12 protein-coding genes are annotated in these 14,525 nt (G+C 55.4%); 9 read left to right on the top strand and 3 right to left on the bottom strand.

Features of this window, described 5'->3' with window-relative positions; all coding sequences use genetic code 11:
• Nucleotides 1-73: 73 nt before the first annotated feature.
• Together atzF and uca are read left to right on the top strand one after the other, a co-directional pair.
• The gene (atzF, locus tag PuT2_RS09030; RefSeq protein ID WP_093970709.1) at nt 74-1,915 is read left to right on the top strand and encodes an allophanate hydrolase; all 1,842 of its coding nucleotides are present in this window, start codon (nt 74-76) and stop codon (nt 1,913-1,915) included.
• A gap of 12 nt (nt 1,916-1,927) precedes the next feature.
• A complete protein-coding gene (uca, locus tag PuT2_RS09035) occupies nt 1,928-5,548 on the top strand; it encodes an urea carboxylase (RefSeq protein WP_093970710.1) in 3,621 nt (1,206 codons plus the stop codon).
• A gap of 32 nt (nt 5,549-5,580) precedes the next feature.
• Here uca and PuT2_RS09040 read toward each other — a convergent pair whose 3' ends face one another.
• Nucleotides 5,581-6,075: a MarR family winged helix-turn-helix transcriptional regulator gene (locus PuT2_RS09040; RefSeq protein WP_093970711.1), complete on the bottom strand. Its 495-nt coding sequence runs from the start codon at nt 6,073-6,075 to the stop codon at nt 5,581-5,583.
• 189 nt (nt 6,076-6,264) lie between these two features.
• Here PuT2_RS09040 and PuT2_RS09045 point away from each other — a divergent pair, with 189 nt between their 5' ends.
• Genes PuT2_RS09045 through PuT2_RS09075 form a run of 7 tightly spaced genes read left to right on the top strand, consistent with a single transcriptional unit; the run spans nt 6,265 to nt 12,892 of the window.
• Nucleotides 6,265-7,257: a VOC family protein gene (locus tag PuT2_RS09045; RefSeq protein ID WP_093970712.1), complete on the top strand. Its 993-nt coding sequence runs from the start codon at nt 6,265-6,267 to the stop codon at nt 7,255-7,257.
• A 9-nt stretch (nt 7,258-7,266) separates the two neighbouring features.
• Nucleotides 7,267-8,412: an NAD(P)/FAD-dependent oxidoreductase gene (locus tag PuT2_RS09050; RefSeq protein ID WP_093970713.1), complete on the top strand. Its 1,146-nt coding sequence runs from the start codon at nt 7,267-7,269 to the stop codon at nt 8,410-8,412.
• A gap of 42 nt (nt 8,413-8,454) precedes the next feature.
• On the top strand, nt 8,455-9,642 hold the full coding sequence (locus PuT2_RS09055) for an amino acid ABC transporter substrate-binding protein (RefSeq protein ID WP_093970714.1): 1,188 nt from the start codon (nt 8,455-8,457) through the stop codon (nt 9,640-9,642).
• Between the two features lie 5 nt (nt 9,643-9,647).
• A complete protein-coding gene (locus PuT2_RS09060) occupies nt 9,648-10,532 on the top strand; it encodes a branched-chain amino acid ABC transporter permease (protein ID WP_093970715.1) in 885 nt (294 codons plus the stop codon).
• A gap of 11 nt (nt 10,533-10,543) precedes the next feature.
• Complete coding sequence (locus tag PuT2_RS09065; protein ID WP_158214029.1) at nt 10,544-11,446, top strand: branched-chain amino acid ABC transporter permease; 903 nt, start codon at nt 10,544-10,546, stop codon at nt 11,444-11,446.
• Nucleotides 11,443-12,174: an ABC transporter ATP-binding protein gene (locus tag PuT2_RS09070; protein WP_093970717.1), complete on the top strand. Its 732-nt coding sequence runs from the start codon at nt 11,443-11,445 to the stop codon at nt 12,172-12,174. The genes PuT2_RS09065 and PuT2_RS09070 overlap by 4 nt, the downstream gene beginning before the upstream one ends.
• Nucleotides 12,167-12,892, top strand: a complete 726-nt coding sequence (locus PuT2_RS09075; RefSeq protein ID WP_093970718.1) for an ABC transporter ATP-binding protein — start codon at nt 12,167-12,169, stop codon at nt 12,890-12,892. Before PuT2_RS09070 ends, PuT2_RS09075 begins: the two co-directional genes overlap by 8 nt.
• Here PuT2_RS09075 and PuT2_RS15700 read toward each other — a convergent pair.
• Both PuT2_RS15700 and hutI read right to left on the bottom strand, forming a co-directional pair.
• The gene (locus PuT2_RS15700; RefSeq protein ID WP_143516125.1) at nt 12,865-13,143 is read right to left on the bottom strand and encodes a hypothetical protein; all 279 of its coding nucleotides are present in this window, start codon (nt 13,141-13,143) and stop codon (nt 12,865-12,867) included. The genes PuT2_RS09075 and PuT2_RS15700 overlap by 28 nt on opposite strands.
• Nucleotides 13,144-13,247: 104 nt before the next feature.
• Nucleotides 13,248-14,480, bottom strand: coding sequence for an imidazolonepropionase (gene hutI, locus PuT2_RS09080; RefSeq protein ID WP_093970719.1), 1,233 nt, complete (start codon nt 14,478-14,480; stop codon nt 13,248-13,250).
• Nucleotides 14,481-14,525 lie beyond the last annotated feature (45 nt).

Raw genomic sequence — 14,525 nt, forward strand, 5'->3', positions numbered from 1 at the left:
AACACGCTTCAATAATTAGTGGCATGTATCTTGCTTGATAACACCTGTTTCCACAAAAACCGGGTGTCGGATCATGCTGCTTGAAACTTCCAGGTCATTGATAACAAAAGGATGGACGATCGCCCAGTGGCAATCTGTCTATCGGCAGGCGTCCGCGTCGCCGTCCGAGTTGGTTTCTGAATTATTGAGCAATTTGTCCGACAATGATCCGGCGTGGATCTCAGTGGCTGGCGCTGATCAATTGGCAGGGCAGCTTGACGCGCTGGCGCGTCGTTTAGCGGATGTAAACGGCGATATGTCGGCCTTGCCGTTGTATGGGGTGCCTTTTGCGGTAAAGGACAATATTGATGCCGCGGGTTGGACGACCACGGCGGCTTGTCCTGCATTTGCTTATACCGCGCGTGACGATGCGCATGTCGTGGCCCTGTTGCGCGGTGCCGGGGCCATTCTTGTGGGCAAAACCAATCTTGATCAGTTTGCCACTGGTTTGGTTGGTACCCGTTCACCCTACGGCTGCGTCCCCAATTCATTCGACCCAAACTATATCAGCGGCGGTTCCAGCTCGGGCTCGGCCAGCGTCGTAGCAAGGGGATTGGTGCCATTTGCGCTGGGCACCGACACTGCGGGCTCGGGGCGCGTGCCCGCTGCGTTCAATAATATTGTGGGCCTCAAACCTACCCGAGGTTGGGTCAGTAATCGCGGGTTGGTGCCTGCGTGTCGGACGCTGGATTGCATTACAGCTTTTGCGCTCACGGTTGAAGATGCGTCGGCTGTTGTCTCGTTCTTTAGTGGTTACGATGCGGCCGATCCGTTTAGTCGTCCCCAGCCGACGCGTTTGCCTGTTCATTTTTCGTGCAAACCTGTGCTGGCGGTACCGGCTAATCCTTGGTTTGATGGCGACAAGCGGGCTCAATTGCATTTCGAGACCAGCCTGCGGCGACTGAAAGATATGGGGGCTACCCTGGTCGATATCGATTTCACGCCATTCAGCGAGCTGGCGCAGTTGCTTTACGCCGGCCCGTGGGTTGCCGAGCGGTATGTGGCGATAGAGCACATGATGACCGAGCAACCTGAGGCCGTTCATCCGGTAGTCCGGGGCATTATTGAACAGGCTGGTCGTTACAGTGCAGCAGATGCCTTTCGCGCTGAGTATCGTCGCGCTAATCTTGCCCGTCAGATTCAGCAGGTACTTGCTACGGCAGATGCCCTGGTGGTGCCGTCAACGCCTTCCATCTATACCATCGCGCAAGTCTTGCAGCAGCCCGTTGCCTTGAATTCTGCACTAGGCACCTATACCAACTTTACGAATCTGGCTGACTTGTGTGCGTTGGCTTTACCGGCCGGGTTGCGTAGCGACGGCCTGCCTGCAGGCATTACCTTGATTGCACCCGCCTGGCACGATGCAGCACTGGCCGATTTTGGTATGCGCTGGCAAGTCGCAAGCACGACCCCACCGGGGGCGCCGGGGGTATGGCAACACGAATGGCCGCTATCAGTGTCGTCTGGCAATTCGCTTGATAGCAGTGACGAGATTATGGTGGCCGTCGTCGGTGCGCATTTACGCGGCATGCCTTTGAACCATCAACTGACCTCGCGGGGCGCACGATTCGTCGAGGAAGCGAGAACTAGCGATGACTATCGTTTGTATGCCCTGGCAGGCGCGATTCCGCCTAAACCCGGCTTGAAGCACGTGCCGGTTTCGGGCGCCCAAATTGCGCTGGAGCTGTGGGCGTTGACGCCTCAGGCTTTTGGTGAATTTACGGCTGAAGTGCCTGCGCCGCTGGGTATTGGCAATGTCGTGCTGGCCGACGGCCGTTGCGTCAAGGGGTTCATATGCGAACCCTCGGGGTTTGAGGATGCGCTGGACATCACCGCCTATGGCGGTTGGCGCAGCTACGTTAAGCACGCGAAGTAGCGGAGGCACATCATGTTTCATACCGTACTTGTCGCCAACCGTGGCGAAATCGCAGTCAGAGCTATCCGAACGCTGAAGCGGCTGGGCATCAGGAGCGTGGCGGTTTACGCCGACGCTGACCGCAATACCAGGCACGTCCAGTTGGCTGACGAGGCTATTGCGCTGGTAGGCGACCGGCCCGTCGATACCTATCTGAATATCGAGAAAATCATTGCCGCTTGCCGCAAAACCGGTGCACAGGCAGTGTTTCCGGGCTATGGTTTTTTGTCCGAAAGTATGGCGTTTAGTCAGGCTTGCGTTGACAACGACTTGGTCTTTATTGGCCCGACCGCGGCGCAAATCGAGGCGTTCGGGCTTAAGCATCGGGCGCGCGAGCTGGCACGGGCAGCCGGGGTACCCATGACGCCAGGCACCGGTTTGCTGGGCAGTCTTGAAGAGGCGCTGGCGGCCGCACACGACATTGGCTACCCCGTCATGCTCAAGACCACAGCCGGTGGCGGTGGCATTGGTTTAACGCGTTGCGACACGGCCGAAGCGCTGGGCAAAGCCTATGACAGCGTGCAGCGCTTGGGCGAGACTTTTTTCCGTGACGGTGGTGTTTTTCTGGAGCGCTTTGTTGACCAGGCACGACACGTGGAAGTCCAGATTTTTGGCGATGGTGACGGCAAGGTTGTAGCGCTGGGAGAGCGCGATTGCTCGATACAACGCCGTAACCAGAAATTGATCGAAGAAACGCCCGCACCGTGTCTGCCTGCTACCACGCGTCAGGCGCTGCTTGATGCCGCCGTCATGCTGGGCAGGTCAGTCAATTATCGTAGTGCCGGCACAGTCGAGTTTATTTACGATGCCGCGCGCGACGCTTTTTACTTTCTTGAGGTCAATACGCGTCTTCAAGTCGAGCATCCGGTGACCGAGGCCGTAACTGGTCTTGATTTGGTCGAGTGTATGTTGCGTGTTGCGGCGGGTGATCCGCTGGACTGGACTGCGTTGTCGCGAGCACCGCAGGGTGCGGCGATTGAAGTGCGGCTGTATGCTGAAGATCCCCTTAAGCAGTTTCAGCCTTCGCCTGGTACGTTAACCGACGTTTATTTTCCAGAAGAGGTCCGCGTTGATGGCTGGGTGGATACCGGCACTGAAGTCACGTCGTTTTACGACCCCATGCTGGCCAAGTTGATTGTCTGGGGTGACGATCGCGCCACAGCTATTTCGCGTCTGCAGGCTGCGCTGGCGAAAACTCGTATTCACGGCATTGCCACTAACCTAGACTATCTGCGTCAAATTGCAGGGGCAACGGCATTTGCCCAGGGTCAAGTCAGCACTCAGTTTCTGGGTAGCTTCGAGTACCGGCCCCCTGTCATTGAAGTGATCGCGGCGGGCACGGCCACCAGCGTCCAGGATTACCCGGGGCGCGAGGGGTTCTGGGATATTGGCGTGCCCCCGTCAGGCCCGATGGACGATTTCGCCTTCAGGCTAGCCAACCGTCTGGTCGGCAATCATGACAAAGCCGCGGGGCTCGAGGCCACCTTGATCGGACCAACTTTACGTTTCCACACCGATGCCGTTGTAGCCCTTACCGGCGCGGCAATGGCCGTTACGCTGGATGACGACGAGTGCCCGATGTGGAGTGCGTTTGACGTCAGGGCCGGCCAGGTCTTGAAGTTTGGCAAGGTGTTGTCGGGCTGCCGGACATACCTGGCCGTACGTAACGGCATCGATGTGCCCGAGTACCTGGGGAGCCGATCGACGTTTGCCCTGGGGCAGTTTGGTGGGCATGGCGGCAGGGTACTGCGCGGCGGGGATATGCTGTCGGTATCCCAGCCCGGTTTACCCGCGTGCACGACACCGGCACCTGTCGCCGCACCGTCACGGCTGGAAACGCCGCTGGTGCCTACATACGGCAGTCGGTGGAGCATTGGTGTGTTGTATGGCCCGCATGGCGCCCCTGACTTTCTCGATCCGACCGCCATCGAGATGTTCTTTTCCACCGATTGGCAAGTGCATTACAACTCGAATCGTCTGGGTATTCGCCTGATGGGGCCTAAGCCCACCTGGGCACGGACCGACGGCGGCGAAGCGGGCTTGCATCCGTCCAACGTGCATGATTGCGAATACGCCATTGGTAGTATCAATTTTTCGGGCGACACCCCCATTATTTTGACCAAAGATGGTCCTAGCCTGGGCGGCTTTGTGTGCCCGGTTACCATCGCCAAAGCCGAGTTGTGGAAAGTCGGTCAGGTCAAGCCGGGCGATTTGATCCGCTTTCATCCTTTGACTTACGACCAGGCGGTGTTGTTGCAGTTGCGCCAGGAAGAGGCCATTGCAACTTTGTCTGCCCCCCCAGAAGGTATTGCCAGTGTGCCCGTAGCGCAGGCCGACGCCTTGGCGTCGACCATTGTGGCCCAGTTGCCGGCGCAAGGGCATCATCCACGGATTACATATCGGCAGGCGGGTGACAGCTATTTGCTGCTGGAGTATGGCGACAACGTACTTGAAATCGCCTTGCGCCTGCGTATCCATTTGCTGATGCAGCATCTGGCGCAGCACCCGATAGCGGGGGTGTTTGAGTTATCGCCCGGGGTGCGCTCATTGCAGGTGCGTTACGACAGCCTGCAGATTCGTCAATCCGATCTGGTCGACCGGCTGCTGGTCATCGAGGCACGTTTACCAGACGTTAAAACCGTTTGCGTGCCGACTCGGGTTGTGCATTTGCCAGTTGCCTGGGAAGACACCGCAACGCTTGACGCTGTCCAGCGGTATCAGGAAACAGTGAAGCCCGACGCCCCCTGGCTGCCAAATAATGTTGATTTTATTCAACGTATCAATGGTTTGAAAGATCGCGATGATGTACGGAAAATTTTCTTCGACACGCGCTATCTTGTCATGGGCCTGGGCGACGTGTATTTAGGGGCGCCGTGCGCCGTACCCCTGGATCCGCGTCACCGTTTGCTAACGTCAAAGTACAACCCGGCCCGTACGTTTACTGCTGAAGGCACCGTGGGCATTGGCGGGGTTTATATGTGTATTTACGGTATGGACTCGCCTGGCGGTTATCAGTTGGTGGGGCGTACCGTGCCGATCTGGAACAAGTTCTTGAAGAACCCCGTGTTCCATAAGGGCAAACCGTGGTTATTGCGCTTCTTTGACCAGGTGCGTTTCTATCCGGTGTCAGAGCCTGAGTTAACCCGGTTTCGCGACGACTTTCGAGAGGGTAGGGCGGTGGTGCAGATCGAAGAAGAGATCTTCGATTACGCCGCCTATCAGCAGTTTCTTGACGACAATGCCGATAGCATTGCGCAGTTCAAACAACGTCAGACGCAGGCGTTCGCCTCGGAAGTTGCCCGCTGGCAAGTTGATGATGTCGCCATGCAAGAGGCGCCGGCTGTGTTGGACTCTACCGTCAGCTTGACCAAGGGGCAGTCGCTGATCGAAGCCGATTTGTCGGGCAATATCTGGAAGGTTCAGGTCGTCGCAGGGCAGCGCGTTGTCGAGGGCGAGACGCTGTTGATCGTCGAGGCCATGAAAATGGAGGTGCATGTTACCGCCCCAGCGGCCGGGCGCGTCGACCGAGTTGTGTGCGCATCGGGGCGGACGGTTAATGCCGGGGATCCGCTGGTGGTATTTGCGGCTGATTGATAGTGCTGGTGAGCAGCTGGCCGGCTTGCTATTTAAGTTTCTTGCATGTGGTTGTCCATGCGGATCAGGACATCGCACAATTGTGAGCGCTCTTCGTTCGACACTACTTCGAGTGCCCGAGTCATGATCTGGTGCGCTGCCGGCCAGGCTTGCTCGTAGTGTTGCTTGCCTGTTTTGGTCAGGTAAACGCGCATATAGCGGCTGTCGTCTTTATCTTGTTTGCGTTGTACCAGCTTGCGCACTTCCATTTGGTCGATTACCCGGCTTAGCGCAGGTTGGCGCATAACGATACTGCGCGCAATATCGCCTATTTGTTGGCCATCTTTCTCGAAAAGCACCTGAAGTACGCGGAAATGAGCGTAAGTCAGGTCTAGTTTGCGCAGCACAGAGTCGCGCAATTCTTGGTCCATTCTGAAAATAACGCAGGCCATGCGGAACGCAATGTTCTGTTGCAGGCTCCAGTCTTCGTCACTGAGTTGAGGGGTTGAGACTGGTTTTTTGGTCTTGGTGCGTTGTGTGGTTGCCATGTATGGAATCACTGCCCGGGTTAAACGAAAGCGCCGTCAAAAGTGTAGGCGGCTCTGATCCTCTTACGATTTTAACGGTTCTGGTATTGGTGTAATCACTAATTATATTACATTACATATGTATTGACATGACAAAACATGATTCTTATAGTGTCCTTGCATGGATTGATTTCAGCGAGGAGATAAAGAATGAGTACAGCAGCAAACGTAACCGAGCGTCAGCGTTACTTTCGGCCGCGGCGCCTGGGTCACGTCAACCTTTGGGTAGACGATCTGGGCACGTCCGAGCGCTTTTACAGCGAAGTTTGTGGACTTAATGTTGAGTTTTCCGAGCCCGACCTGGTGGCCACTTTTTTGGGAACCGGTCATACCCCTCATGACTTGGGCATGATTCAGAAAACAAATGGGGTAGACCGATACGGGCGAGATGGTTTGCTGCAACTGCCTGGCACGATCGGGTTGCACGCAGGCTTGAACCATCTGGCATGGGAGCTAGAAAACGAGGCGCAACTGATTGAAGCCTTCAAAAACCTGAAGGATGACAACATTGAAACAGACATTACTGTTGATCATCAGGTCGCGCATAGCGTGTATATGTTCGACCCAGATGGCAATTACAACGAGTTTTACTGCGACACAGTGAAGGACTGGCGCAATGTTCTCAATGGCCCGATGGAGTTGCTGACCAGTCATTGGGACCCTTTGTCTGCCGAGGGCTTTACTGAAGGGCGTTACGAGAATAACCCCGTGCTCAAGACTGTAGAAGGTGCGCCTGTTCAACCATGGCGACTCACGCATGCCACGTTGCAGACATCAGATGTGGCACGTTTGGTTGATTTCTATACGAACGTCGCTGGCCTGAAGGTTGTAGGCGAAGAGGCCGGTGCTGTTTATTTGGCCGCTGATCTTGAGGCGTATGAGTACAACCTGGTTTTGGTGCCACATAGCCACGCGGCTTATCACCATGCGTCGTTCCAGTTAAAAGATGACGCCGCTTTGGCGTCCGCAAAAGCTGCGCTGTCCCAAAAGGGTGTTGCGCTTGTCAATGAGGTCGATCTGCCTTGGAAGCGCAGCATTTTCCTTAAAGACCCTGATGGGATGTTGAGCGAGTGGTATGTGGTGGGTAAAGAAAGCCGCCGGCTTGAGGCGCGCGGAAATGTCGATTTGGCGATGGCGGTGTAGGAGTCGGGTATGAGCAAGAAACTACATGCAGTAATTTCAGGTGGTGGTATTGGCGGTCTTGCGACAGCGGCGGCCATGGCACAGCGCGGTTGGGACGTTACGGTATATGAACGGCAAGATGCCTTGCGTGCGGTAGGGGCGGGTATCTATATCTGGGAAAACGGGCTTCGCGTGCTTGAGGCGCTCGGTGCCTACGAGGAAGCTACTGCGGGCGCGTTCCGCGGGACGCACTTTGAGCAGCGAGACAATTTGGGGCAGGTGATTGAGTCGGCGCGTATCGAAGAGAGCAAACGGTTGTTGACTGTTCCTCGCAGCGCCTTGCTGGACGCGTTGAAAAATGCGTGTTTACGTGCGGGCGTCAAAGTCGAGACACGGGCCGAAGTCATTGGTGCGACCGCCAAAGGCGAGTTGTTGTTTGCGAACAATCAGTCTGTCCAGGCTGACCTTGCCATTGGCGTTGATGGTGTGTGGTCGCGGGTTCGATCTTCGTTAGGTCTTGAGTTATTGCACGAGCAGACGCGTGAAGGTGCGTTGCGTACCATGATCCCGGCCCAACCGGGCGATTTTGGACCCGAAGATACGGGGAAATACATCGAGTGCTGGAATGGCGACCGTCGCTTTCTTATCACGCCAGTCAGTGAAAAGGAAACCTATCTGGCCTTGACCTGTCCTCACGATGACGCGAGAGGCCGTTCGATTCCTGTAGATAAAGCGCTCTGGGCAGAGGCGTTTCCGCAATGGAAGCACTTGATCGATCGCATCGGCGCGGCCCCGGTGAATTGGGGTGTTTACAGCATCACACGATGCACAGCCTGGTCAGCCGGGCGCGCCGCTATTCTTGGCGATGCGGCACACGCGCAACCGCCAAATTTGGGCCAGGGGGGCGGGATGGCCATGCAAAACGGACTTTCGTTGGCTGTTCACCTTCAGGGTCTCACAGACAGGCGGGACATTCCTGACGCACTTGAGCGCTGGGAGCGTAAAGAGCGTGAGTTGACTGAGCATTGTCAGCGTTGGGCCATTCTGTATGGTGAGGTTACTTATTTGCCAGACGAAATCCGGACGCGAGTGATGCGTAATGCGATGAGTGATCCATGGATCGCAGGACAAGTCTTCCGGGCAGCCAATCATTCCCCTACCGGCACCACCGATTAAGCAGTTGACCGTCACACCACAGGATATCAACAGGAGATAAGCATGAAAACAATGAAGAATCTCGCGCGTCTGGCGCTGGCGACCCTGACGCTTTCAGTGACCGCAACTTCGTTTGCGGTCGAACCGGTAAGGATCGGGTTTGGCATTTCAAAGACTGGCGAGCTCGCGCCAACTGCGGCGGGCCCTTTAGCAGCTTATGAGTTATGGCGAGATCAGGTTAACGCTCGAGGTGGATTGGACGTAGCGGGCACTAAAAGGCCTGTTGAGTTTGTCGTTTACGACGATCAATCCGACGGCGGCAAAGAGGCAGCCATCTATGAAAAGTTGATTACCGATGACAAAGTCGATTTGCTATTGTCACCCTGGGGCTCTCACAATCACTTTGCCATTGTCGGCGTGCTCGAAAAACATGGCTTTCCGATGGTTGGCAGTACAGCGTCATCCCAGCAAATCCGTTCTCTGAAGGCGAAAAATATCTGGTTCCCCACATCGGCGATTCCAGATAAGCACGGGGTGGAAATGGCGCGCATGCTCAAAGAGATGGGTGTCAAGACAGCAGCCGTTACAACGGTGCAAATTGGCTTCCCAATGGAAAATCGCAAAGAGCTGTTGCCGGCGCTGAAGGAAGCAGGCATCAAAGTTGTGCTTGATCAACAGTATGCCCCTGGCGTGAAAGACATGACGGGGATCCTGGCTGACATCAAGCGTTTGCAACCCGATGCGGTGATCAGCTTGTCTTATCCGCCAGACGCCATCCTTTACATGCGTGGTGCGCGTGAGCAAGACATCAAAGCACCTTTCCAGTTTTTGCTGGTCGGGCCCACTGCGGCGTTCTTCAGCAATATGTTCGGGAAGAATCTCGACAACATTGTCACTATGGGGCACTGGTCACCCGAAAAAACTGATTGGCCGGGTGCTCGTGAGTTCTTTGATGCCTACAAGGCGAAAACTGGTGAGACACCTGACTACCTGGATGCCGTGTTGACGTACGTCTCTGCACAGATTCTGGAGCAGGCTGTGGCCAAAGCCGGGCTCGAGAAAGACGCGTTGCGCAAGACAATCTCGAGCGAAACGTTCTCGACTATTAATGGGCCCATCCGATTCAATGGTGTACAGAACGATGTAACCCCGACGATGTTCCTGCAATTTCAAAACGGTGATGTACAGATTATTCATCCACCAGAAATGGCTACGGCTAAATTCCAACCTAAAACTCAGTGGGAAAAATAAGCGTCATGGCGAGCTTGTTCTCCTTTGAGCTCCTGATCGCAACCTTGGCATTGGCTTCGGTCTATGCCTTGGTTGCGCTGGGGTTGAATCTGATTTATGGGGCCATGCGGCTATTAAATGTGGCGCATGGGGAAATCATGATGCTAGGGGCATATGTGACTTTTTGGCTGTTTACAGCATACAAAGTATCGCCCCTGGTATCGATGTTTGCTGCGATGGCGGCTGCCGCTGTCCTTGGGTGGCTTTGCTATGAGTTGTTGATTCGTAAGTTGTCGTCCACACCTGCGTTGGTGCAACGCATCGAAGCTAACTCTTTGTTGGTGTTTTTCGCGCTTTCGGTGATTTTGCAGAACTTGGGCGCATTACTTTTTTCAGCCAATGCACGTAGTTACAGTTATATGGAGTCTTTGGTGCAAATTGGCGATGTCAGCATTGCATTGAACAGGCTTGTCATTATTGCCGTGAGTGTGCTGGCAACAGTCATGGTTATGTCTTTCCTGCGCTTTGGCACAACGGGTTTGGCTATCCGCGCCTTGATTCAGCAACGCGATGCGGCGTCGTTGGTTGGCGTTCATGCCGATAAGGTCAACCGCGTTATTTTTTGTTTGGGCTTTGCGTTGGCTGGGTTGGCAGGTTCATTGGTCAGCATGGTAGAGAGCATTACGCCCTTTTCAGGCTTTCCTTTCACCATTGCCGCATTTTTCGTCATTATCCTGGGTGGCTTGGGCTCGATTGGCGGAAGCGTTGTGGGTGCTATTTTGCTAGCTTGTGTAGAGGTCTACGGTTCTGCGCTGACATCACCTGCTTATCGTTCTATTTTGCTCTACGGGGTTTTCATTTTGGTTCTGTTCGTTCGTCCCCAGGGCTTGTTTGGCAGGAGATTGACATGAGGCGCTTGCGTATGACGGACCTTACCGTGTGGCTGGCGCTGCTCGCGGTATTCGCTGTTTTGCCCGCAGTATTGGGTACGTATGGTCAAGGCGTCATGTTCCAGCTGTTCGCCTGGATTGCGTTAACCGCAAGTTGGGTCGCGTTTTCGGGTATGACGGGTTATATCTCATTGGGTCATGCAGTGTTTTACGGCCTTGGCGGGTATGTAATGGCACTAAGCTGGATGACGTTGCCGTTGTGGGTTGCACTGCCGCTTTCCGCTGTCGTTGCCGCTGTGTTTGCGTTTTTGGCGGGCTTGCCTTCCTTGCGTGTTCGCGGTCCTTACTTCGTCATTCTTACCTTTGGTTTGGCCGAGTTTGTCAAATTCATCGTGATTGCGATTGAGTCCTCGTTAGGGATGAGCGGGCGTTTGCTGTTGGGTGCTCCTGATGTCAGCGTCCTCGTATACGCGATGCTCGGTCTGGCGGCACTCGCGGTTGCGTTGGTTATGGGCTTGCGACACTCGCGCTTGGGGATGGCATTGTGGTCGGTACGGGAAGACGAGGTTGCCGCCATGACATTGGGTGTGCCGGTGACCAAAGTAAAACTTCTGGCGTTTGTATTGTCTGCTGTTATTCCTGCAATGGTTGGTGCGCTGGCCGTGCTTAGGTCAACATATTTTGAGCCGATGCAGATGTTCAGCCCCATTACTTCGTTCACGATCGTCACGATGGCCATTATTGGCGGTAGCGAGCGTCCTGCAGGGCCCGTGCTTGGGGCCGGCTTCATCATGTTGTTGTCAGAGATCTTGTGGTCGCGTGCTCCCGAGTTCTACATGATGTTGCTTGGCGTGCTCTTGCTAGGTTTTGTGTTGTTTGCGCCTGATGGCATTGTGGGCAAATGGCAGTCGCGTCGTCGAGGTAAAGTCGTATGAGTGAATTTTTGAAAGTTGAAGGTCTGACTCGGCGGTTTGGTGGCGTTGTTGCGGTTCGCGATGTCAGCTTCCACATGAACGAGGGCGAGATTCTGGGGCTTATGGGGGCGAACGGCGCCGGGAAGACAACCTTGTTTTCGATGATTGCCGGTAATGTTGCACCCAGCGAGGGCTCCATTTACTTCCGTGGCCGTGGTGTTCCGGCCCGGCCTGATGAAGCCAGCCAAATGGGCATTGCGCGTACTTTCCAGATCGTGCGGCCGTTTCCCCAAATGAGTGTGCTCGAGAACTGTATGGTCGGCGCTCTTTACGGCCACCGTCGTCTAAGTGATTTGCAGTCGGCACAAGACGTTTGCTTGTCGCTTTTGGAAGAGGTTGGGTTGGCGGCTCAGGCCAATAAACCTGCCTCCACCTTGAATCTGGCGAGTCGAAAACGGCTTGAAATTGCGCGTGCGTTGGCTACAAAGCCGACGTTGTTACTGCTTGACGAAGTGCTTGCCGGTTTGAACGCAACAGAAGTAGATGCCGCACTTGAGTTAATACGTCATGTGCAGGAGCGATATTCGTTGAGCATCATCATTATCGAGCACGTCATGAAAGTTTTAATGCGGATGAGTGACCGTATTGTTGTGCTGCACGAAGGCCGAAAACTTATGGAAGGTGTCCCGGAGGCTGTCGGAAAAGACGAGCGGGTAATCAATGCGTATCTCGGGGAGCAGCATGGATAACATTCTTGAGGTCAAAGATTTGTGTGGTGGATATGGCGAAATTCGTGTCCTGAAAGGCGTTTCCGTTTCTATGAAGGAAGGAAGTGTCACTGCGTTTGTGGGCAGTAATGGCGCTGGGAAAACAACACTGATGCGTTTGTTGGCTGGCTTGATCCCGGTTTCTGAAGGCCATGTAACGTTGAACGGTACTGTTTTAAATAAACTGGCTCCGCCCGACCGATTGGCGCTGGGACTGTCTCTGGTACCCGAAGGGCGCATGGTGTTTCCGGACTTCACGGTTGCAGATACGCTGCGAATGGGGGCATACGCACCCCATGCTCGCGAAGGTTGGCGAGATCGTGCCGAGCAAATGTATGAGCTTTTTCCGCGTTTGCGAGAACGCAAGAGCAGCCAGGCCGGCTACTTGTCGGGTGGCGAGCAGCAAATGTTGGCGCTGGCGCGAAGCCTGATGTCCAAACCCCGCGTCTTATTGCTAGACGAACCGACTTTGGGGTTGGCGCCGGCAATGGTCAAAGAACTGTTTTCTATTTTGTCCGACATCCAGAAGACTGGTGTGACGATTGGTCTGGTTGAGCAGAATGTACATGCCGCCCTGAGTATGGCTGACTATGCTTATGTATTTGAAGACGGTCACGTAGCGTTTGATGGCATCGGTTCGGAGATGTTGGCCTCGCCAGCAGTAAAAGCTGCTTACTTGGGGATCGACGACGCTGCATAGCACTGGTGCGAATAGACTTCGTCACCAGCGCGATAACCCATGCCACGGCCTGAAATGTTCAACCTCCAGTGCGATGCCCCGTGCCAGTGCCTAAAGGCTTTGAGCATGCCGGCGGCAAGGCCTTGAACGTGGGGGCAAGGACGCGGCTGTTCGAGCGAGTCGTTTTCGACCAGCCGGGGGCTGGTCGATCTCGCGAGTTCCGCGTCCGCCACGGGCAAGGCCTGGACGGCGGGTAGCCCCGCAGGGGCCATGCGATGCCTGTGGGCACTGGCACGGGGTGTCGCACGACGCAAGAGCTAAAACAACAAGCCCTCGACGTACAAACGCCGAATAGCCCTAAGGCCGAAACCGACGTTTACCCCCGCAGCGTCCCCCGAAACACCACCCCCGCGCACGGATTAAACCCAATCGCGTAAGCCAGATCACCCGGCCGATCAATGCGCCATAACGCGAAATCGGCCGATTTCCCCACCGATAGCGTGCCCGTTTCCTCTGCAAGCCCCAATGCCTGAGCGGCATGACACGTCACGCCCGCCAACGCTTCTTGTGGCGTCAAACGAAACAACGTACAGGCCATGTTCATCGTCAACAACAACGAGGTCATCGGCGACGTACCTGGGTTGCAGTCGGTCGACACCGCGATGGGGACACCGGCCGCCCGCAACGCCTCAACCGGTGGAAGCCGCGTCTCGCGCAGCGTATAAAACGCGCCAGGCAACAGCACAGCGACCGTACCCGCTTGCGCCATTGCAGCAATGCCCTTGGGCGACAACCATTCCAGATGATCTGCCGACAGCCCATGAAACGCCGCCACCAGCGATGCACCATCTTGGTCCGAGAGTTGTTCGGCATGCAGCTTCACCGGCAAACCATGCCGTTGTGCAGCCAAAAAAACCTGTTCGGTTTGTTCACGAGAAAACGCAATGTTCTCGCAGAATGCATCGACAGCATCTACCAGGTTGTCTTCGACCAGCGTATCGAGCATGTCGTGGCAAACCAATTGCAAGTAGTCGTCAGCCCGCGTTTTAAATTCTGGCGGTATGGCGTGCGCCCCCAGAAATGTCGTGCGCACGCGCACATCAAGTTGTTCGCCCAACCGGCGGGCCACACGCAACATTTTGGCTTCTGTGTCCGTATCCAGCCCATAGCCCGATTTGACCTCCAGCGTTGTGACTCCCTCGGCCAATAAAGCTTTCACACGCGGCAAACTTGCGTCAAACAATGCATCTTCGCTTGCGGCCCGCGTGGCCTTGACGGTGGATACAATACCGCCGCCCCGACGCGAAATTTCTTCGTACGGCACACCATTCAGGCGCGCTTCGAACTCGTCGCTGCGGTTACCGGCATACACAATATGTGTATGGCAATCGATCAGGCCCGGGGTGATCCAGCACCCATGGCCGTCGTGTTGCCTGACGGCAGCGTGCCCGGTGGGTAAATCGGAACGCTTGCCTAGCCAAGCTATCCGCCCGTGCTTGACAGCGATAGCTGCATCAAGAAGTTCGCCATAGCCCGTGCCGGGCTGCATCGTGGCCAGGTGGACGTTCAGCCAGAGGTCGTCCCATGCATTGTCAGCAGAAAGTGTCATCGTGGCCTCTTTTTGGACTTGAGCGTATGAAAGATATGAAATGCG

Origin of the sequence: Pusillimonas sp. T2, assembly GCF_002236805.1 — a bacterium.
In the GTDB taxonomy this organism is placed as follows: domain Bacteria; phylum Pseudomonadota; class Gammaproteobacteria; order Burkholderiales; family Burkholderiaceae_B; genus Neopusillimonas.

Bases quoted from the DNA above. Each gene is read 5' to 3' on its own strand.
- hutI (WP_093970719.1), bottom strand. From the start codon at position 14,480: ATGACACTTTCTGCTGACAATGCATGGGACGACCTCTGGCTGAACGTC.
- uca (WP_093970710.1), top strand. From the start codon at position 1,928: ATGTTTCATACCGTACTTGTCGCCAACCGTGGCGAAATCGCAGTCAGA.
- PuT2_RS09040 (WP_093970711.1), bottom strand. From the start codon at position 6,075: ATGGCAACCACACAACGCACCAAGACCAAAAAACCAGTCTCAACCCCT.
- PuT2_RS09070 (WP_093970717.1), top strand. From the start codon at position 11,443: ATGAGTGAATTTTTGAAAGTTGAAGGTCTGACTCGGCGGTTTGGTGGC.
- PuT2_RS09050 (WP_093970713.1), top strand. From the start codon at position 7,267: ATGAGCAAGAAACTACATGCAGTAATTTCAGGTGGTGGTATTGGCGGT.
- atzF (WP_093970709.1), top strand. From the start codon at position 74: ATGCTGCTTGAAACTTCCAGGTCATTGATAACAAAAGGATGGACGATC.
- PuT2_RS09065 (WP_158214029.1), top strand. From the start codon at position 10,544: ATGACGGACCTTACCGTGTGGCTGGCGCTGCTCGCGGTATTCGCTGTT.
- PuT2_RS15700 (WP_143516125.1), bottom strand. From the start codon at position 13,143: ATGGCCCCTGCGGGGCTACCCGCCGTCCAGGCCTTGCCCGTGGCGGAC.
- PuT2_RS09045 (WP_093970712.1), top strand. From the start codon at position 6,265: ATGAGTACAGCAGCAAACGTAACCGAGCGTCAGCGTTACTTTCGGCCG.
- PuT2_RS09060 (WP_093970715.1), top strand. From the start codon at position 9,648: ATGGCGAGCTTGTTCTCCTTTGAGCTCCTGATCGCAACCTTGGCATTG.
- PuT2_RS09075 (WP_093970718.1), top strand. From the start codon at position 12,167: ATGGATAACATTCTTGAGGTCAAAGATTTGTGTGGTGGATATGGCGAA.
- PuT2_RS09055 (WP_093970714.1), top strand. From the start codon at position 8,455: ATGAAAACAATGAAGAATCTCGCGCGTCTGGCGCTGGCGACCCTGACG.